The 20,739-nt window shown below is 41.0% G+C and carries 19 protein-coding genes, 1 tRNA gene and 1 rRNA gene; 9 read left to right on the plus strand and 12 right to left on the minus strand.

The window, feature by feature from the left end:
- A 16S ribosomal RNA gene (locus NFS43_RS04035) occupies positions 1-166 on the minus strand; the annotation flags it as partial.
- Positions 167-646: 480 nt separating this feature from the next.
- Between NFS43_RS04035 and NFS43_RS04040 the strand changes: the two genes are divergently transcribed.
- From NFS43_RS04040 to NFS43_RS04055, 4 genes are all read left to right on the plus strand, one after another.
- On the plus strand, positions 647-1,342 hold the full coding sequence (locus NFS43_RS04040; protein ID WP_251549732.1) for an MgtC/SapB family protein: 696 nt from the start codon (positions 647-649) through the stop codon (positions 1,340-1,342).
- Between the two features lie 75 nt (positions 1,343-1,417).
- Positions 1,418-1,490: transfer RNA gene (locus NFS43_RS04045), tRNA-Ala, on the plus strand.
- A 505-nt stretch (positions 1,491-1,995) separates the two neighbouring features.
- Positions 1,996-2,322: a DUF485 domain-containing protein gene (locus tag NFS43_RS04050; protein ID WP_251549734.1), complete on the plus strand. Its 327-nt coding sequence runs from the start codon at positions 1,996-1,998 to the stop codon at positions 2,320-2,322.
- Positions 2,323-3,867, plus strand: a complete 1,545-nt coding sequence (locus tag NFS43_RS04055) for a solute symporter family protein (protein ID WP_251549736.1) — start codon at positions 2,323-2,325, stop codon at positions 3,865-3,867.
- 44 nt (positions 3,868-3,911) lie between these two features.
- Here NFS43_RS04055 and NFS43_RS04060 read toward each other — a convergent pair whose 3' ends face one another.
- Complete coding sequence (locus tag NFS43_RS04060) at positions 3,912-5,273, minus strand: DEAD/DEAH box helicase (RefSeq protein WP_251550122.1); 1,362 nt, start codon at positions 5,271-5,273, stop codon at positions 3,912-3,914.
- Between the two features lie 124 nt (positions 5,274-5,397).
- Here NFS43_RS04060 and NFS43_RS04065 point away from each other — a divergent pair, with 124 nt between their 5' ends.
- A complete protein-coding gene (locus NFS43_RS04065) occupies positions 5,398-5,973 on the plus strand; it encodes an RBBP9/YdeN family alpha/beta hydrolase (RefSeq protein WP_251549738.1) in 576 nt (191 codons plus the stop codon).
- A 132-nt stretch (positions 5,974-6,105) separates the two neighbouring features.
- The gene (locus NFS43_RS04070; protein WP_277613895.1) at positions 6,106-6,996 is read left to right on the plus strand and encodes a selenium metabolism-associated LysR family transcriptional regulator; all 891 of its coding nucleotides are present in this window, start codon (positions 6,106-6,108) and stop codon (positions 6,994-6,996) included.
- A 119-nt stretch (positions 6,997-7,115) separates the two neighbouring features.
- On the opposite strand, the gene NFS43_RS04075 is transcribed toward NFS43_RS04070, so the two are convergent.
- Entirely contained in the window at positions 7,116-7,865 is a 750-nt protein-coding gene (locus tag NFS43_RS04075; protein WP_251549743.1) for a glucose 1-dehydrogenase, read from the minus strand.
- Positions 7,866-8,028: 163 nt separating this feature from the next.
- Between NFS43_RS04075 and NFS43_RS04080 the strand changes: the two genes are divergently transcribed.
- On the plus strand, positions 8,029-10,554 hold the full coding sequence (locus NFS43_RS04080; RefSeq protein WP_251549745.1) for an EAL domain-containing protein: 2,526 nt from the start codon (positions 8,029-8,031) through the stop codon (positions 10,552-10,554).
- A 39-nt stretch (positions 10,555-10,593) separates the two neighbouring features.
- Here NFS43_RS04080 and thrB read toward each other — a convergent pair whose 3' ends face one another.
- From thrB to NFS43_RS04105, 5 genes are all read right to left on the minus strand, one after another.
- Complete coding sequence (gene thrB, locus NFS43_RS04085) at positions 10,594-11,508, minus strand: homoserine kinase (protein ID WP_251549748.1); 915 nt, start codon at positions 11,506-11,508, stop codon at positions 10,594-10,596.
- On the minus strand, positions 11,495-12,568 hold the full coding sequence (gene thrC / locus NFS43_RS04090) for a threonine synthase (protein WP_251549750.1): 1,074 nt from the start codon (positions 12,566-12,568) through the stop codon (positions 11,495-11,497). The genes thrB and thrC overlap by 14 nt, the downstream gene beginning before the upstream one ends.
- Positions 12,565-13,827, minus strand: a complete 1,263-nt coding sequence (locus NFS43_RS04095; RefSeq protein ID WP_420910293.1) for a homoserine dehydrogenase — start codon at positions 13,825-13,827, stop codon at positions 12,565-12,567. The genes thrC and NFS43_RS04095 overlap by 4 nt, the downstream gene beginning before the upstream one ends.
- Positions 13,828-14,092: 265 nt before the next feature.
- The gene (locus NFS43_RS04100; RefSeq protein ID WP_251549754.1) at positions 14,093-15,217 is read right to left on the minus strand and encodes an HAD family hydrolase; all 1,125 of its coding nucleotides are present in this window, start codon (positions 15,215-15,217) and stop codon (positions 14,093-14,095) included.
- Positions 15,218-15,378: 161 nt separating this feature from the next.
- Positions 15,379-15,972, minus strand: coding sequence for a cell wall hydrolase (locus NFS43_RS04105; protein WP_420910288.1), 594 nt, complete (start codon positions 15,970-15,972; stop codon positions 15,379-15,381).
- A 373-nt stretch (positions 15,973-16,345) separates the two neighbouring features.
- On the opposite strand from NFS43_RS04105, the gene NFS43_RS04110 reads away from it, so the two are divergent.
- Together NFS43_RS04110 and NFS43_RS04115 are read left to right on the plus strand one after the other, a co-directional pair.
- The gene (locus NFS43_RS04110; RefSeq protein WP_251549756.1) at positions 16,346-16,792 is read left to right on the plus strand and encodes a Dps family protein; all 447 of its coding nucleotides are present in this window, start codon (positions 16,346-16,348) and stop codon (positions 16,790-16,792) included.
- Positions 16,793-16,895: 103 nt separating this feature from the next.
- The gene (locus NFS43_RS04115; RefSeq protein ID WP_251549758.1) at positions 16,896-17,141 is read left to right on the plus strand and encodes a glutaredoxin family protein; all 246 of its coding nucleotides are present in this window, start codon (positions 16,896-16,898) and stop codon (positions 17,139-17,141) included.
- Positions 17,142-17,199: 58 nt separating this feature from the next.
- Here NFS43_RS04115 and NFS43_RS04120 read toward each other — a convergent pair whose 3' ends face one another.
- From NFS43_RS04120 to NFS43_RS04135, 4 genes are all read right to left on the minus strand, one after another.
- Entirely contained in the window at positions 17,200-18,876 is a 1,677-nt protein-coding gene (locus tag NFS43_RS04120) for an ABC1 kinase family protein (RefSeq protein ID WP_251549760.1), read from the minus strand.
- Between the two features lie 53 nt (positions 18,877-18,929).
- Positions 18,930-19,208 (minus strand): AbrB/MazE/SpoVT family DNA-binding domain-containing protein, encoded by a 279-nt coding sequence (locus NFS43_RS04125; RefSeq protein WP_251549763.1) that lies wholly within the window; start codon positions 19,206-19,208, stop codon positions 18,930-18,932.
- 112 nt (positions 19,209-19,320) lie between these two features.
- Positions 19,321-19,731 (minus strand): disulfide oxidoreductase, encoded by a 411-nt coding sequence (locus NFS43_RS04130; RefSeq protein WP_251549765.1) that lies wholly within the window; start codon positions 19,729-19,731, stop codon positions 19,321-19,323.
- A gap of 1 nt (position 19,732) precedes the next feature.
- Positions 19,733-20,449, minus strand: coding sequence for a DsbA family protein (locus tag NFS43_RS04135; RefSeq protein WP_251549767.1), 717 nt, complete (start codon positions 20,447-20,449; stop codon positions 19,733-19,735).
- Between the last annotated feature and the right edge of the window lie 290 nt (positions 20,450-20,739).

The following is a 20,739-nucleotide window of genomic DNA, read 5'->3' on the forward strand; positions in this document are numbered from 1 at the left end:
GCATCGGTTTCCCGATGTTATCCCAGTCTTACAGGCAGGTTGCCCACGTGTTACTCACCCGTCCGCCGCTAATCTTCGGGAGCAAGCTCCTAAAGATCCGCTCGACTTGCATGTATTAGGCACGCCGCCAGCGTTCGTCCTGAGCCAGGATCAAACTCTCCAAGAAAGTTGATATAGCTCATAAAAAATAACGTTGGCTTCATTTCAAAAAGAAACGAATATTTTATTGTTGACGTTTTTGTTTGTTTAGTTTTCAAAGAACAATTATTGCTTGTCCAACATTTTTTGTCGTTCAAAGGCGACCTCATTAATATATCATATCGCTCGTTAGAAAGTCAATAACATTTTTAAATAATTTTTATCGTTTCTGACGTTCCAAAAGAGGACGAAAACTAATATAACACGATTAAAAAATGATTGCAATATAATTTCAAAAAAGTTTTGTAGAACAAACATTAATTTTCCCCATTTCTTCGGATCAGGAAGCAAAGCATATAATGAAATCATGATAAAAAATCATAAACAAACCTCTGTCTGTATATGAATAAGATATTATTATTTAAATTAGTTATATTGTTTCTTTCTTAGTACACTCATTTGTGTAAGAATTTAATTTAATATTGATAAAAGATAGGCGTGAGGAAATATGACAGGCATAGAAGAAAATATTTTAATTAAACTAGGGATTTCCGCTATATTCGGACTGGTTATCGGGCTGGAACGAGAATTAAAAAGGAAACCGGTTGGACTTAAGACCAGTTTGGTCATTTCAGTGGTAAGCTGCTTACTAACAATTGTCTCTATAGAGTCAGCCTATACGTTTCCTGCTCCAGAGAATGTCACCATTACGATGGATCCGCTTCGTTTAGCTGCTCAAATTATTTCGGGAATTGGTTTTTTGGGTGCAGGTGTCATCCTTAGGCGTGGTAATGACAGCATTTCAGGTTTAACGACTGCCGCCATGATTTGGGGGGCAGCGGGAATTGGCGTCGCAGTAGGAGCTGGATTTTATATAGAAGCTTTCGCCGGCGTCGCATTACTGATTATTAGTGTCGAGTTTGTCCCATTCTTAATGAAAGTCTTTGGCCCTAAACAATTGCGCGAAAAAGAAATCATGCTGCACCTGCACATTAGAGATAAAGAGCAAATTGAAAAAGCCATTTCTTATTTGATGGAAAAACAGTATATAATCCGCCGTTTAAAAATTAAAGATTTGGATAATGGCGATCATCTAGTTCAAATACTTGTGGCTGTGGATTATCGCGAAAAGCCAACAGAGGTTTATGCAGCGGTTTCCAGTCTGGATGGGGTTCAAAAAGTTGAAATCGAAAGTATCGGATAATTTGGGATTATATTTTTTAAAAATTCCTCTTGCAATCTCAAAATAATCGTTATATAATTTCGAATGTACTCAATTGGGGGCTTAGCTCAGCTGGGAGAGCGCTTGCATGGCATGCAAGAGGTCGTCGGTTCGATCCCGATAGTCTCCATAATAAAAAAACCTTTGCGGCTGCAAAGGTTTTTTTATTTTTAAGTCTCTATTATAACTGAACGGTGATTTACAGTCCTTGAAAAATAAACGGAAAAATTCCGCTTAAATTAGGAAATATGGGTATTTCCTTAAAAATAAGAGAGCATTTTCCGTTTATTGTATCGAAAACAATGAATTTTGGCTTATTTAAAGTCGTTAAGCGGAAATTCTCCGCCTATTAATTCCTATACCTACACGACAATCAACACTGAACCCTAACAGAGCCATTTTTAAAAGCCGCCTATTACCTTCCTATAAAAATTTTTCTGTTTTATTAACATTTCCTCTTGCAACCAATATCCACTTAAAACTATAATTAAAATCGTAAAATTCCAAATTTTAACAACAACAAATGAAAGGAGGGTATCTAAAAAGCCAGTATCCACATTTTCTACACTCGCGATTCTCCAGCATTTATTTTTTCTTTTTTTAATATGGGTTTATTTGAAAGGGGGAACTTCAGCATGGAAGCTGAAGAAATGAACAAAAGTTTTGAAAACGATTACAATTCTATTGTACAGTCCGCTTCGTTCCAGACATTACTCTCAGAAAAGAAAAAATTTATTATCCCTTTTACCATCTTCTTCTTTTGTTTCTACTTTGCATTGCCAATTCTAACTTCCTATTCTAAGGTGCTAAATACAAAATTTATAGGTGAAATCACTTGGGCATGGGTGTTTGCCTTTCTACAATTCATTATGACATGGGGATTATGCATGCTTTATTCTAAAAAAGCGGCAAAATTTGATGACTTAACCAAACAAATTAAATCCGAAAGGGGGATGGAATAATTGAACACCCCTGCGTTCCTCATGTTCCTTGCCATCGTATTCGTTACACTCATCATCACCTACTATGCTTCGAAAAAAACGAAAAATGCAAGCGAGTTTTACACGGCTGGCGGAGGCCTGACCGGCTGGCAAAACGGTTTAGCCATTGCCGGTGACTACATGTCGGCTGCTTCCTTTCTTGGTATCGCAGGAGCAGTTGCCTTAACAGGCTTTGACGGTTTCTTTTACAGCATCGGCTTTCTGGTGGCCTACCTCGTTGTTCTCTATTTAGTCGCTGAGCCTCTTCGGAATCTTGGAAAATACACATTTGCTGATATGATTGCTGCGCGTTTTAATGCTAAAAAAATCCGGGGTTTTGCTGCCATGAATACAGTAGCCATCTCCATCTTTTATATGATTGCACAGCTTGTCGGTGCAGGTGCGCTTATCAAATTATTATTGGGTCTGGAATATACTACATCCGTTTTAATTGTAGGGGTTTTAATGACTGTTTATGTCATTTTTGGCGGAATGCACGCAACAAGCTGGGTACAAATTATTAAAGCAATCCTGTTAATGGGAGGCACGCTGGTTATTTCCATTATTGTATTTGCCAAATTCAACTTCAGTGTTACGGATATGTTTGCCCAAATGAAGACAGCCACTCCGTTAAAGAATGCGTTTCTAAATCCGGGAGTTAAGTATAAAGATGGCATTGATACACTGTCCCTAAATATGGGGCTGGTTCTTGGAACTGCTGGTTTGCCGCATATCTTAGTCCGGTTCTTTACTGTAAAAGATGCAAAAATGGCACGTTCCTCGGTCGTATATGCTACATGGATCATCGGTATTTTTTACGTTATGACCATTTTTCTAGGCTTTGGCGCTGCGGCATTTGTTGGGACAGACAAAATTGTGGCAGCCAACCCGGCCGGCAACATGGCTGCACCACTGCTCGCGAAAGCACTGGGAGGCAATATGTTATTTGCCTTTATTTCGGCAGTTGCTTTTGCGACAATCTTAGCTGTGGTAGCCGGCCTTGTTTTAACGGCGGCTTCTGCTTTCGCCCATGATTTTTATAACGAAATCCTGAAGAAAGGCAAAGCAACAGAAAAACAGCAGGTCAATATGGCACGCTGGGCTGCGATTGGCGTTTCTGTCCTTTCGATTATCCTGGCATTAGGAGCACAAACCTTGAATGTGGCTTTCCTTGTTTCCCTTGCTTTTGCAGTGGCTGCAAGTGCTAATTTACCGGTTATCATTTATACGATTTACTGGAAGCGCTTTAATACAACTGGAGCCGTCTGGGCAATGATTATTGGATTGATTTCTTCTGTTGGTTTAGTTATTTTCAGCCCCAATGTTTTCAGTCCCGAGGCTGGTGCCGCCATATTTGTCGGAGAACCATTATTCCCATATACGACTCCTGGCATCGTTTCGATTCCGCTCGGATTTATTGCCGGATACCTAGGAACCATTTTCTCCCGCCAAAGGGCTGATGTGAAAAAATACGAGGAGGTTCTTGTAAAATCGAACACAGGAATAAGTTTATCTGATAACTCCTAAAGTAAAGAGAGGGTGACTCCATAGCAGATGTCCCCCTCTCTCATTTATTTCTTGGTTATTTTCCGATTACTTCCTAAAGTTTGCTTGCCTTTCATAGAGCTTTTTTGAGGCCGGCCTTGGGATACTTGCCCCCTTTTTCCCTCCTGTTTTTTACCCGCCGGCTTCTGATTTTTATTGTTCCTGCTTTGGAAAGCACGATTAGAGGAAGTCTGTTTTTTCTTTGCTGCAGCTTTATTTTGTGTCCTGCCGACCCCTTCGCTGTTCTCCTGACTCCCTTCACGTTCCTTTTTTGTATTTCCTAAATTCTGTTTTTGGATGGTGGTTTGGGTGGATTTTTCGATTAAATCCAATGCGGCGCGGTCAGCGGAGGAGTATAGTGTAATCGCTAACCCTCTCATTCCAGCCCTGCCTGTACGCCCAATCCGGTGAATATAGCTCTCCGCATCCTGAGGGATATCATAATTAAACACATGCGTAACTCCCTCAACATCCAGTCCTCTTGCTGCAACATCTGTCGCAATTAACAACTGGGTTTTAGCCTCTCTAAATCGCTTGATTGCCTGTTCCCTCTTTGCCTGAGACAAATCGCCATGCAGCTCGTCACAAGAATATCCTTGGGCTTTCAGCGCATCATAAAGTTTACTGACCCTCCGTTTTGTCCGGCAGAAAATCACGGCTAAAAATGGACGGTACATTTCAATTAATTCAATTAATGTGGCTTGTTTTGCCCGGTCAGTAGTGTGAATGGCAATCTGTTTAACATTTTCGGCTGGTCTTTGTACGCTTTCAATTTGAATATTTTTCGGTTCCTGCATATACCTCGTTGCTAAATTTCGTATCTCAGAAGGAAGGGTGGCTGAGAATAACATTGTCTGCCGGCTTTCAGGAGTCACCTTGATGATGTCCTCTACCTCAGCTAAAAAGCCAATATGCAGCATTTGATCCGCTTCATCCAGTACAAGAAAGGAAATTTCCGATAAATCGATTGTTCCTCTTCTAATATGGTCTAACAGCCGTCCCGGTGTCCCTACCACAATTTTCCTGCCTGCTTTCAATTTATTTAACTGCTTATCAAAATCCTGTCCCCCATAAACAGCTAAAACATTTACATCTTCCCATTTTTCAATTAATTTATTAAATTCATGTGTGATCTGAATCGCCAATTCTCTTGTGGGAGTTACGATCAGTGCTTGTACAGCATCTATATTTCGGTTTATTTTTTCTAATAGCGGAAGGACGAATGCAAATGTTTTTCCTGTACCGGTCTGTGCCTGGGCCATGATATCTTTCCCTGCCAGAATAGCAGGAATCGCCTGTTCTTGTATAGGTGTGGGGCTGGCTACTCCAAACTTTCGCAGATCCTCCGTAACTGTTTGTGAAATGCCTAAGGATAAAAAGTCTGACATGGGATCTCCAACTTTCATTATATTTTTTATTGATAAAAACTAACAATTGCCTTTTTTATTCATTAACGCTATAATTCCTATAAAACCAATTAAATTAATCGGAATTAGAAAGAAGGGATAAACGTTGATCAAGCAAAGTTTCCTCATCCTTCATGGATTAGGCGGGAGCGGACTAGACCATTGGCAAACCTGGTTAGCGCATGAACTGCAAATAAGAAATGGTGATGTTTTTTACCCTGCTTTTTCAAACTTTGATTCACCAAATAAGCAGGTTTGGCTAGAAGAACTGGATACTGTCATGAATACGATACCTAAGAATCAGCCGTTAACTGTTATTGCTCATAGCTTAGGCTGCATTCTATGGCTTCATTATACTGCCAGCCAAAATCGAAAATTGGCAAATCGTGTCATTCTTGTTGCCCCTCCTTCTCCAAACATCGTCCTTAATGCTGCAATAACTTTCTACCCAGTTCCGTTAAGTGGCACAAATCTAACACGCACCGCTGAAGATACCTTATTTGTCCATTCAACCAATGATCCTTATTGCAGTATGGAAGATGCAAAGTGCTTTAAAAAATTAGGTCTTCCTTCCATGATTTTTCCTCAATCGGGCCATATCAATACTGAATCTGGACATGGAAAATGGCCGTGGATCCTGCAACAATGTCTGGCAGAAGATAGTCAGACTGTTATTATATAACATTTTAGCTGAAGAGTAAGGGAAACCTTGCTCTTTTTTGATTGTTATTTCTAATCATTGCATGTATGATTATTTCATCGATTTTAGCGATAGTGATCAATCCATTTTATCTATAATGAGAGGGGAAAGACATTGGATTTACACCAACTTTACGTGTTCACGAAAGTAGTGGAGCATAAAAGCTTTTCAAAAGCAGCAGAAGATATTTACTTGAGCCAATCAACGGTGAGTTCGCATATACAAGCATTAGAAAAAACATTGGAAACCAAACTGTTTGACCGGATTGGCAGAGAACCCGTTTTAACCCCCCAAGGAGAAAGGCTCTATCAATGGGCCCTCAAATTATTGTATATTAAAGACCAAGCATTATTTGATTTAAAAAAAGGAATGACAGACCTTCGGGGTATCATTCGAATTGCGGCAAGCTCTGTTCCAGGACAATTTATGATTCCCAAAATGGTCAAACAGTTTCGGGAAAAGTATCCCTCTGCTATCTTTCATATCGACCAATCTTCATCGAAATTAGCTGTTGAAAAAGTGCTTAAAGGCACAGCAGATTTAGGTGTTATTGGTGAAAAATTCGAAAGCGACAAACTTAACTATATCCCATTATTGAAAGAAAAGCTCGTTCTCATTACATCCAGCCAAACAAATTTGCCAGACGAAGTGAATATGAACGATATTCTGCAGTACCCGTTTATCATGAGGAATTCCGATTCGGGGACAAACGCCTTGTTGGAAAAATTATTAAGGAAAAACGGCATTAAGAAAGAGCAAATGAATATCATTGCCTACACAGATTCATCCCAAAGTCTCATGCAATTTGTCATGGAGGGTATCGGAATCTCCATCATATCTGAATTAGCGGCAAAGAGCTATACAAACTTAAATCTGCTAAAACTGCACAACATCAGTGGGTTTGATGAAGAAAGATTCTTTTATCTTGTCTATAACACTGAGAAAACTCATTCTATGATTGCCAAGTTATTCATCGACACCGCATCAAATCAAAATAATGCATAAGAAAAGCAGAAGCTCCCTGGTCAGCGCCGTATGGTCGCCTCCAAAAAGCTGACGCTTTCAAAGTCTTTAACTTTATGCTTATCTAAAAATAAAAAACCCAACATCGTTGGGCATCCCTTTTATTCATCATACATCATTTTTCTGGTCATTCCGCCGTCAATCACTAAATTAATCCCTGTGACAAAATTATTATCCGGTGCGGTTAAATACAGGCAGGCTTGGGCAATGTCATTCGGCTTCCCCACCCTCTTTGAAAAATGCTGCTCATGGTCGGCGTCTGTCAGCTTTGTATAGTCTCCCGTATGGATCCAACCCGGTGAAATGGCATTAACCGTAATCCGATCCTCACTTAATGTGGCAGCCAATGCATGGGTAATCGCCACAATCCCCCCCTTAGCTGCCGCATAGCTTTCCGAGTTCGGTTCAGACATGATCGCCCTTGTGGAAGCAATATTTACAATCGAACCTCCTGCTGGATTCCCGCGCATAAGCTTTGCCGCTTCTCTCGAACAAAGGAACACGCTTCTTAAGTTGGTTTGGATGACATCGTCCCATTGCTCAACGGTCAATTCATAAAATGGAAAGAATCCGCCTTTCCCTGCATTGTTAATTAAAATGTCGACTGTTCCGAAGCGCTGTTTTACCTCCTTAAATAAAAGAACAATGTCCTGTTCCCTTCGGACATCTGTTTTGATGAATACTGAATCTCCTCCAAGCTCCTTAATTTGGCGCCGGGTTTTTTCTCCTGCGTCAGCATCTATATCGGCAATGACGACCTTTCCTCCACTATAGGCAAAAGCTTCCGCTATCCCGCGGCCAATTCCATTTCCTGCCCCTGTTACCACGATGACCTTACCTGTAAATTTCATCTTTCACGCTCCTTAAAGGTAATGACATAAATATAGATTCATTTTATCAAGGCTAGGATTGGAATAAAAGGCTGCCCCCTAGAAAAAACTAAAGAGTAATGTAGCCCGTCGATTCCTCTTGCCTTTAGCTGGGATTAATTCGGTATATTGGAGTGTGGATTCATTGTCCATTAAGAAAAAGCTCCCGCTTATTTTTTGCCTGATCGTTTTTTTTATATTAGTGGTAAACAATGCGATTCATTATGTTCGATCCAAGAGTCAACTATTAAAATACAATAATCAAGAAATTTCCATCATCATCAAGGAAGTTTCCCTGGAAGTTGAGAATACCAGAAATGGGGCACTTTTTGTTGAGGACATTCTTGCCAGGGACTTGCGAACGGCAGCAATTGCCGCTAAACAGTTTCTTCCGGCGGACTATCATGATGTCACAAATGAACAACTGAAGCAGCTAGCAAAAGAAACAGGAGTTGCGCATATTACCTTGTTAGCAAAAACTGAGGATGACATCATAGGCGTCAAATCCTCCGACCCTGAGGAAATCAATATGGGAACAAAAGATTGGGGATACTGGTTTGATGCCTATCAACAGCTTTTCCAATTAACTCCCGTATCAGTTGGCGAGGGGTTGACCCTGCCCCATTATTGGTCCGGCCCGATTGAAGTGGCCTCTTCTAATCCTGACCATATAGATAAATGGGGTTATTACTATGATGGAACGACGAACTATATTATTGACCCTTACTTTCGGGATAAAGTATTAGAGTATGAAAAAAAGTTCGGACCCATGAAGATTATCGAGGATTTTACAAGTCAACGTGAAATTCTCGAGCTATCCGTTTTTAATCCACAAAAGTTTGGAAAGAAAAAAGAAGTCGTTCATCTAAACGGGAATACCTATACCCGGATTTCAGCAGAACCCATATGGTATGGCACTTATAATTACACAAATAGTAATCAGGATGCAAGCTATATAGCCAAAGCAATCCAAACAAAAAAACAGCAAAGCTATATTGCTGACCTCAATAATAAAAGTGTCATGAAGACCTTTGTTCCGGTCTTCCCGGCCAATCAAGAACCCTATGTCATTGGCCTTGTGTATAACTATGGATTAATTAAACAGGAACTCGCCCAAGAATTAAAGGAGCATATTTTGCTTTCCATTGCCATTATGATCATCGTACTGATCATCAGCTTTGTGTTTTCTCAATCAATCACAAAGCCGATTGGATATATTGTTGATCAGGTAAATGATATTGCTAAGGGCAATTTTGGAAAAAAACTAGTAGTTAAGCGAAAAGATGAATTAGGGCGGCTCGCTGATAACGTGAATGCACTCTCTAGTGATTTACAAAATTATGTAAACGACATTGAGCAAAGCCGCAAGGTCATTGAATATCAAGCCTATCATGATTCACTGACCGGTCTGACGAATCGAAGATTTTTCCATGAACGTTTGGATTCCATGATCAACGGTCGCACCCCCAAAAAAGAACGGCTATCGATTATTTTTATTGACATCGATCGGTTTAAGCAGGTCAATGATACTTTTGGCCATAACAAAGGGGATGAAATCCTAAAAGTGATAGCAGACCGGCTGAGGGAATGTTTCCCTGATAGCAATCATCCGCTTATCACTAGGCAGGGCGGCGATGAATTTCTGCTTTTATTCATCCAATATAGCTTAGAGGAAACAAAGGCAGCAGCCGAACAAATTATCAATAAATTACGGCACCCCTACTGCATTGGCGGGAACGAGATTTTTCTAGGAGCGAGCTGCGGCATCAGTCTATATCCAGAACACAACCAAGACCTTGATACGCTTATCTCTTATGCCGACATGGCTATGTATGAGGCTAAGAAAGCAGGTGGAAACAGGGCGGTTGTCTATTCCAACCAACTATTAAAAGCGAATCTTAAAAGAACCCAAATCGAGTCACGATTAAGAAAGGCATTAGAATTTAAAAAATTGGAGGTATTCTTTCAGCCTCTCATGAATGCTGCCTCCCAATCCATATACGGGGCCGAAGCCTTAATCAGGTGGAATGATGAGGAACTAGGGCTGGTATCTCCAGAAATATTTATTCCCATTGCGGAGGAGGCGGGCTTAATTCAGCCATTATGGCAGTTTGTGATGAAGCAGGCCTGCCGCCAGGTAAGTCAATGGAATAAGGGCCTAACCCGTCCATTAACGGTTTCGGTCAATTTTTCGGCACGCCAATTCGAGGATGCAGGCCTTATGGTCCAGCAAGTAAAGGAGATTTTATCAGAATGCCAGCTTTCGCCGCATCAATTTGAAATAGAAATTACTGAAAGTATACTCATGAATTATTCAAAGGAGATCTTGGAATCATTGTCTACGTTTCAAGCTTTAGGGATTTCGATTTCAATTGACGATTTTGGAACCGGTTTTTCTTCTTTAAGTTATTTGAAAAATCTCCCTATTTCTACTTTAAAGATTGATAAATCCTTTATACAGGATATACAAGAGAATTTGGCCAATTCAGAAATTGTGGAGGCGATCATTAATTTAGCAAAAAGTCTTCGTTTGAATGTGATTGCCGAAGGGGTAGAAAAGGAACATCAGAAAGAATTCCTGCTTTCAAAAAATTGCTGGCAAATGCAGGGGTATTTGTTTAGCAAGCCGCTAAACAAGGATGAATTTGAAGAGTTTTTAAAAAAAGGATAACCAGTTTAAGAAGCTGGTTATCCTTTTTTAGGCTGCTCATTAGCCAACGATGCTGTCTATTTTTACACAGCTCCCGTGTGGGGCTATATTTAGGTGCTTTACCATCATATCTGGAAATTCTTTTTGCAAGGATTGAGCGAGCTGCTTTCCGTTTCCCTTTTCCGTGAAGCAGATAATCGTTGGGCCGGCTCCGCTTAGTGCAGCTCCAAAAGCACCATTGTCCTTAGCTGCTTTTTCAATTTCCTGATAGTTCCGTATAAGCGGTTTACGGTATGGCTGATGGAATAAATCGCTGCTCATCATCTTTCCAGCCGTTTCCCAATCTTGGCTGAGCAGAGCGGCAACAAGCAGATTGCCTGCTGCGGAAGCCTGAACCGCCTCTTCTCTTGAAAAGGACTTTGGCAGCACTTCGCGTGCATCCTTAGTAAACAGAACCTCGTTAGGGATTACCACAGCCAAATCAAAGTTAAGATTGGCAAAGGAAAGCATATCGACTTCATTTTGCTGATAACAGCCAATCACGAGTCCACCCAGCAGGGAGGCGCCAACATTATCTGGATGCCCCTCCCACTCTGTTGCCAGCTGCAGTTTCTCCTGCTTGGATAACTCGAGTCTGCCAATGGCATCTGCCAGTTCAATTCCTGCAATAATCGCAGAAGCACTCGAACCTAAACCACGAGCCAAAGGAATCTCACTGTCGATGGCTACCTTGCATGGCGGTAAAACTTTTCCATACCTTTTGGCAGTCGAAATGGCAACCTGTCCGATGAAATGCTTTTCATCAGCAGGAAATTCCTGCAATTCATCATTAAGGGCCGAAAACGCCCAGTGGCTGCTTTGTTCCACCTCTAATGTCAAAAACAAATCCACCGCCAATCCCACCGAATCAAATCCAGGACCAAGATTGGCCGTGCTTGCCGGTACTTTTATGATAAAGCGATTATTTAGCGGCATGGAGCATGACTCCCCTAATATGATCCGCAACAGCCCCTTCATCATTCGGCAATTGGACGGGCTTAACCAAACTGCTTTGGATCGCTGTATCTGGATCTTTTAGGCCATTGCCAGTGAGAACAGCCACAATTTTTGTTCCTTTTTTGATTTTTCCATTTTGAAGGGCTTTATACACTCCAGCAATCGAGGCACAAGAAGCCGGTTCGGCAAAAACACCTTCAGACGAAGCCAGTTTTTTATAGGCAGCAACAATTTCCTCATCAGTGAGTTCATCAAATTGCCCATTCGATTCCTCGACGGCAGCTACTGCCAAATTCCAGCTTGCCGGATTGCCAATTCGGATCGCTGTCGCAATCGTTTCTGGATTCTCAAATACTCGCTTATGGACAAGGGCGGCAGCACCGGCAGCTTCAAAGCCAAACATTCTTGGCAATCCTGTCCCTAATTTATCTGCATACTCTTTAAACCCTTTCCAATAGGCACTGATATTCCCTGCATTTCCAACCGGAATGGCCAAGACCTCCGGTGCTTCGCCTAATTGGTCACATACTTCGAACGCAGCCGTTTTTTGCCCTTCAAGCCGGAAGGGATTGACTGAATTGACAAGGGTAATTGGCTCCGTTTCACTGATATTACGGACCATTTGTAACGCTTGGTCGAAATTGCCCTCAATGGAGATGATTTCTGCACCATACATCATCGCCTGAGCCAGCTTTCCTAGAGCAATTTTTCCTTCTGGAATCACGATGATGCATTTTATGCCGGCACGCGCGGCATAGGCGGCGGCGGAAGCTGACGTATTTCCGGTCGAAGCGCAAATGACCGTTTTACTTCCTTCTTCTATGGCTTTTGCCACAGCCATGACCATCCCGCGGTCCTTAAAGGAACCCGTTGGATTGGCTCCTTCAACTTTCACATATAGTTCAACATCCCACTCCTTGGAAAGCTGTTCCAGCTTGATTAATGGAGTGTTTCCTTCATTTAAAGTTAATTTAGGAGTTTCTTGATTGATTGGTAAATACTCTTTATATGCTTCTAATAATCCTGGCCATCTTTTCATGATTTTCTCACAACCCTATACGCACTTTTTACTTCCTTCACTGCTGATAAATCATATAATTCTTGGATAATTCGATCATAACTTGTCAATGACGCTTCATGGGTGACTAATACAATTTCCGATGTTTCATTTTTCTTAATCGGCAGCTGTAAAATCTTTTCAAAGCTGACTCCATTCTTAGCAAAAATACTGGTAATATCAGCAAACACACCAATTTCATCCTGAACATGGATCCGAAGAAAATACTTGGAGTATTTTTCGCCATCGCCTTTTAGCTGTTTTGGAAATTGGGGTGTAACCGCACTCTTGCCGTTTACACCAAGCCGTAAATTTTTTATGACAGCGGCAAGGTCCGAAACAACCGAAGTGGCAGTCGGGAGGCTGCCGGCGCCGGGGCCGTAGAACATGGTCTCGCCAACGGCTTCCCCATATACATAAACGGCATTATACTCATTTTGCACAGAGGCAAGCGGATGGCTATTCGATAAGAATGTCGGTGCCACGCTTACTTCTACTTTATCCCCATCCCGATGCGCATAGCCGATCAGTTTCATGGTATAATCCAACTGTTTTCCATAATTGATGTCTTCTTCGGACACATTCGAAATGCCAGTCACTAGCACATCTTCTAAATCAATATGCATTGAAAAGCCTAAAGTGGCTAAAATGGCCATCTTCCTGGCTGCATCGAGACCTTCCACATCTGCCGTTGGGTCAGACTCAGCAAAGCCCAGCTCCTGCGCTTCCTTCAGAACTTCCTCATAGGACCGGCCCTCATTCGTCATTTTGGTTAAAATATAGTTGGTTGTTCCGTTAACAATACCCATCATTTGGGTAATTCGGTCTGAGGCAAGTCCATCTACTAAACTCCTTAAAATCGGAATTCCTCCAGCCACACTGGCTTCATAAAATAAATCACAGCCATATTCTGAAGCGACAGTCAATAGCTCGGATCCATGCAAAGCCATCAAATCCTTATTTGCTGTTACAACATGCTTGCCTTGACGAAGGGCAGTTATCAGATAATCTTTTGTATCTTCAACGCCGCCCATTACCTCAATGATGACGTCAATCTCCTCGTCAAAAAGGATTTCATCAGCGTTGTCCGTCAACGATTCAGTTTCAAGGCTAATCGGTCTTAGTTTATTCAAATCCCGCACAAGGATTTTTTTGATCACCACCGGACAGCCCACTTGATGCATTAATTTATCCTGATTTCTCTTGATGATTTGCACGACACCAGAACCAACGGTGCCCATACCCAATAACCCAATCGAGATTGCTTTCACATACTTCCCCTCCTGTCGATGTCCTCACAGGGTAAACATTTGTATTTGTATTGTAGACATTATATGACTCTCTTCGTTTTTTTACAATAGAAAAATTTTTCAGTCTTCTAAATTGTAAACGTTTAACCCTGCGTCACTCAAGGAATTTTTTATAAATAAAAAATTTTTGATAAAGACAGAAAATAAGCAATATAAGAATGGCCGGAACAAATTTCTCTGGTTCCAGCCAATAGGTTTATACAATATCCTTTAAATGAATAACAGAATCCAAAATAAAATCCGCCTGATGCTCTTCAAATTCCTTCCTGGCCGCCTTTCCAGAAAGACCGGTTAACACAGCAGCAAATTTTGCTCCCAAGCTTCTGGCAGCCAGCAGGTCTGCCAATGAATCACCGACAATCAACACCTGTTCGGCCCCTGCCATTGGCAATGACAGACTTACACATTCTTCTGCAGATATTGCCTTTTTATGAATAGCCATGATGTATGTAAATGGATGCGGTTTGGACAGGGACATTTTTTCAGCCAGACAGTTTTCTGCTGCCAATACATCATCTGCCGTTACTATTCGCTTCACATCAAAATATTTCAACCAATCTAAATGCCTGAACGGCTGAATCGTCTCCAATTCTGGGCGCCCCGTGCCAATACCTATTTGGTACTGGGCATGAACAAGATATTGAAACAGATCAGCTATTTCACTCTGGGGGGCCAAAGTAGTTTCGTTTGCTAAAAATCCCTGTTTCCCTGTTTGGACAGAAGGCCTTCCGGTAGAAGCCAGAACATGCTCATCCCCCACATACCATTCCTGGCAGACATGCTCACAGACTGACCAAAGTTCCCCCTTGCTGAAAGCATGGGTCTTCATCCCGAGTTTCTCATTCGCCAGCTCGTTTAAGTACTCCAGCATTTCTTGTTTTACGGCAGATGACCCTTGGAAGTCTTTTCTAAAAGTTGAAAAATCCATTTTGACAGGATAATTGTTCAATATCCTCCCAATGTCTAATAGTGTTTCTCGAGTAATCGGGGTTTGCAGCCATTGGCTGATTCTTTCATTTTCCACGTCTTTTATTTGTGCTAATAAATGGATTAGCTGGTGGCTGAAAACTAAATAAATCATATCCCAGTTGGCATTTAGGCCGCGTGATTTTTGAAACTTAAGAATGCGGTCCTCCTCAAATACCCGATTTCTTATTTGCTTGATTTCAAATTCAGAATAATCCGGTTTGAATAATTCGGGTGAAAGGCCTAAATAGTTATAACTAATCAACATCTCCCAGACGGACAAAGCCGAAGCATCAAAATAATGCTCCTCACTTAACAAGACTCCATCCACATCAAATAAAATCGTTTTAACCAATGATGACAACCTCATTTCCGTACCACTTTTGTACGTTATCGTAACATATCAAACGTTAGGATAGGAAGGATATTTTCCCGATTGAACATAAAAAAGCGGAAAATTCCAATCAGGAATCTCCCGCTTTTTTCATATAAACCTTTTATTTGGAGATAATAAAATTATCTTGCGAAAACATGATTGCCAATTCTGACTGTCACTTGGCGTGATAGGATCCATGAGCTTGTCGAGATTTTCGGATTATAGAAAAATAGTGAACCATTTCCTTTACCCATTAGCGCTATAGCTTCATTAACGGCTTTTTTAGATTCAGCATCTGCAGGCTGATTAATCTGGCCATTGGCAACAGGCGTAAAGGCATAATATCCATTAGAAATTTGATAAATCACTTCACGGACAGTATTGGGGAAATCAGGACTCTTTACCCGGTTTAAAATAACCGCCGCAACGGCTACTTTCCCTGCATAAGGTTCCCCGACTGCTTCAGCCCGGACAAGACGTGCCATAAGGTCTTCATCTGCTGCTGAAATAGGTGAGTTTGGCAGTGTAATAGTTTGCCCTGCAATAAGGGGTTTATTGTTATTTGCATTCATTAAGCTATTAATGGGGATACCGAATCCTTTTGCTATTTTCCAATAGGTTTCACCATATTGTACGGTATGGGCTGTTGCAGCCTCTGTTTGATTGGTTAAAGTAAATGCTGAAATAGAAATCATTAGTCCAGCGGCTACTATTAGTTTTTTTAATTTGTTCATGTATAGAACCTCCTAGTAGTCGTTTTGTTTGACAACTATAAGGCTATCAAATGTAATCTCTCTATTCATGGGACAAAATTTGCCAGATTGCTATAATCCTTGCTGGCAAACTATTAAAACCGAATCAGTAAAATTTATCCATTCTGAAATCAGCATCAAATCTATCCATTATTGGAAAAACCATGTTGTTCTTTTACAAAAAGTTTCAATAGTGTAACACGGTTTGACCTGAGCCAATAAGACTGCAAATGATGGGAGAGAACAAGTCATCAAGACAGTTTTCACGAAATTGACAACAAATCCCCCAAATCCGGCAGGAATATCGCAAAATAAATGGGTAAAATATATATGTACAATAAAGGAGGCTATTAAAATGAACACTCAGTTAGTGAATGTACTTAACAAGCAAATCGCAAACTGGTCGGTGCTGTATATTAAGTTACATAACTATCACTGGTATGTGAAGGGCGATCAATTCTTCACTTTACATGCAAAATTTGAAGAACTTTATAACGAAGCAGGCCTGCACGTAGACGAATTGGCGGAGCGCCTGCTGGCTGTTGGCGGACAGCCTGTAGCCACAATGAAAGCATGTTTGGAACTTTCCTCTATTGAAGAAGCTGCCGGTACTGAAACAGCGCAGGAAATGGTGCAGTCCGTTGTTAATGACTTCTCCCTTATCATTGGTGAACTGAAAGAAGGAATGAGCTTTACTGATGAAATCAATGATGAAACAACTGGGGATATGCTTTTGGCCATCCATTCTGCTTTAGAAAAGCATGTTTGGATGCTAAAAGCCTTTCTGGGAAAAACAGTTTAAATTCCTAAGTCCAACGAACTTCAACGTTGGACTTTTTTTATTGATATGATTACAATATTCCCAAACAGATCGGTCCATTGAATGAAAGAAATTAGGAGGAGCAATGTCTAAACCTGAAGTTATAGTTTATAGCAGCACGGGCTGCACCTACTGTGAACAAGTAAAAGCCTACTTAAAGGGGCATGGGGTAGGATTTGAGGAGCGGAATGTGTCCTTAAATAAGGATGATCTCAGCTACTTAAAGGAACGGAAAATTTGTGCGACACCTGCTACATTTATCAACGGCTCCTTGGTTCTAGGCTTTCAAGAAAAAAAGCTAAATAGGCTGCTCGAAATCTCCGAAAATTAGCAGCGTAGCGTATGTAAAAAGGCTGAGCCAGCAGTTTGGTTCAGCCTTTTTACATTATTTAATGGTCCGTGGTAAACGGCGGTTTTGGATGCGGTCTCCTCCGTTTGACTTCAGATTTTCGAATCGCTTGAAAAAGCGTGATAACTCCCCCAGCCGTCATCATGGTAAGTCCTGGGTTATGGTACAGCTGCAAAATTTGCGAACCTGCAATGAATAGCCCGGTTCCGAATATTGCAAGGATAATTTTGTTGGTTTGCCGGGACTGGCGCATCATCAGTTTCCGTTCATACGCCTTTGATGGCTGGAAACGAATGTCTCCTGATTCAAACTGATCTACTAATTGCACCATTTTCCGTGCGATTGGGATCATTTTTACTATCGTTTCTTTTGCTTGATTCAAAATGGTATCTTTTGCCGGATTGATCGTTTCACTTGCAATTACATCTTCCACAAACGGCTTCGTACTTGTAATTACATCAAACTCACTATCAAGTCCATTGCAAATGCTAATAACGGTCATAACTGCCTTGCCCAAAAAAGTCATCCGGGACGGAATTTGAAAAGGCTGCTCGTATAGAAATTCCCGCATGCCTTCTAAAAACGCTTCATTATTGATCTCTTCAAAATGAAATTGGCCTGCTGAAAATCCCGAAAGAATGACACGAACACTTTTCTTTAATGCGGACATATCAGCATGTTTACGCAAGAAGCCAAGCTGGGCTAATGCTTCCACGATTCCCCCGGCATCTTTCAGGTAAATATCCAGAGCTAATTTCACCATATTTGCCCGCATCCCATCCGAAACAGTTCCCACCATTCCAAAATCAATGAAGCAAAGAGTCCCATCCTGTTTTACTAACAAATTCCCGGGGTGCGGGTCGGCATGGAAAAATCCATCCTCTAAAAATTGTTTCAAATACGCGATGAAAAGAATCGATGCCAGCTTTTTCTTATCGACAGCAGTGGCTTTCAATTTGTGTATTTCATTAATTTTCACCCCGTCAATGTATTCCATCACCAAAACCTTACTAGTGGTCAGCTCCCAATAAACAGAGGGTACTGCCACACCGGGGAAATCCTGAAACGAGGTTTGAAACCTTTGTAAATTTTTTGCTTCGGTAAGATAGTTTAGTTCATCTGTGATGACTTCCTCAAACTCATCATATACATCTTTTAAATCAACAAATTTCCCGATTTTGGTCAATCGTCTGGCGAGAGACGTTAACACCTTCAAGGCCGCTAAATCCAATGTAACAATTTCTTCAATCCCTGGGCGCATGACCTTAACAGCTGCCTTGTCCCCGTTCGTTAAGATGGCTTTATGAACCTGCCCTAAAGAGGCGGCTGCAACAGGCGTTTCGTCAAAATGTGCAAATACTTCCGTTACCTTGCCGGAAAGCTCTTGTTCCAATCTGTTGATGACCAATTCTCCAGAAACCGGGGCAGCAGCATCCTGCAGCTCAGATAAAATATCGGTGTATTCCTTCGGTAAAATATCCACCCGGGAGCTGACGAATTGGCCGAGCTTGATAATCAGGCCGCCAAGTTCTTCTGCTGTTCTGATAAACTTTCTAGCCTGAGAAGAATAAAGATCTTTAGCCTTTTTAGCTGCTGTTTCTTTAGACAGATGTTTTTTGGTTTTACCCAGCCACCATAACTGGATAAAAAAACTGATAAACATAAAAAAGATAGTTCGAAATCGTTTGTTTCCCATTAGACGGGCCAATTCACGCATCCTTGTCCACTCCTTTTATCGCTTACACAGGACAAGCCTGCGTGCTGCCATTGTTAATCCTCTTGTTCCTTGTCTTCCTCTGCCTCAGTCTCGGTTTTCTCAAAGATGTCGCGCGCCATTTTCTCAAACCGCTTTGATTTGTTAAAGAAGAAATTTGCGAATTTATTGACGATTTCTGATTTAACAAGGATGACGGTGCCTTTTCTTTCATCACCAAATACCACAAATTTTTCTCCTGCTTTAATGCCTAATTCTTCTCTTGCTTCCGCTGGAATGACAACCTGGCCCCTTTCGCCCATGCTGGTTGTCCCGAAAATCTTTCCATGATTCATCATGGTTCATCACCTCACTTGTATGATAATTCCTACTTTTCATACGAACCATACATTTCACACAATATACATATGACATTATTGTGTCATAGAAAAAGAGGATGACCATGAGTCACCCTCTTTTATGAGTGCGTGCCAAGACTGCCAAACTAATTGTGATAATTGTGAAAGCGGCAAAAGCAAGTATCGGGATGGTAATAAAGCCGAGCCAATTGATATAATCCTGGGAACACGGAACTCCTGATGTGCACATTTCAAATTGCCGTAAATAAGGAATTTTTTGCAGAAGTGTATGGTAACCGGAAATCATCATGCCAATGATGGACAACGGCAGCACATACCGATAAATCCCTGTATCATTCCGATAGGCAGCAATACCAAGTATGATTGCTAATGGATACATAAAGATTCGCTGGTACCAGCAAAGAGTGCACGGGATAAAATGCATGACTTCACTAAAGTACAAACTGCCTAATGTTGCAGCAATTGAAGCAATCCAAGCTAGAAGTAAAGATTTATTCATGTTATTTCTCCTTAGCTGCTGATTCAACCATTTCTTTTAAATCGTCAATGGTTTGGCCAGTAAACTTCTCTCCGTTGACAAACAAGGTAGGCGTTCCTGTTACATTAAGCTCCTTAGCTAAATCCATATCCTTTTTCCAGGCATCCGTTGATTTTTCTGCGTTAAAATGTTTGACCACCTTGTCCACTTCTTCGTCACTGGCCACTTCCTTTAACGTATCCGTTAAAAATTGTTCCGTAAAGTAATCCATTTTTTCATATTTGGTATCTTCCGGCTGTTTTTCATAAAGAAGCTCGTGGAATTTCCAAAACGTTTCATTCCCCAGCTCATGAAAAACGGATTCAGCAAATTTAGCTGAACGTTCCGAATCGACATTAATAAACGAATCATTCATAAAATACAGTTTTGCTTTGCCGGTATCAACCAGCTCTTTTTGTATAACTGGAATGGCTGTTTCAGCTAAACTTTTGCAGGCAGGGCATTTATAATCCCCAAACTCGAGGATGGAGACGGGGGCTGACTTATCCCCTAAAAATGGCTGACTGCTATAATCAATTTCCGATGCTTCTTGGTCTGACTCTTGTTCTTGCTTGTCCGAAAGATTGCCGAAAAGAATTAAGGCTAAGACCCCAACTGCAATCAAACCAATAACCCAAAAAATAAATTTCGAAGACGAACCATTGTTTTCCTTCTTCACACTGTTCTTTCGATTTGCCATAATCAGACTCCTTCTATCATAAACTATTGGAAAATGGAATAACCTTGTATTCTGTATCCAGTTAGTTTAAATATCACTTATCCTGCAAAATATTGCAAATAAAAGGTTCTTATCCATTTTAGAACACTTCAGTCAGGAAAAAAGCACCAGTTTTTTCCCCCTTAGTTCTAGTATAGATCTACCATTTAGCTTTCCTTCATTGCATAAAATTACAATCAACTTGACTGAAATTATCCAATCAACTATCCTTAAGTTTAATGGGAATATTCTGAAAATAATATAATTAAGGG

The sequence above is a fragment of the Neobacillus muris genome, from assembly GCF_943193175.1.
GTDB lineage: Bacteria > Bacillota > Bacilli > Bacillales > Cytobacillaceae > Neobacillus > Neobacillus muris.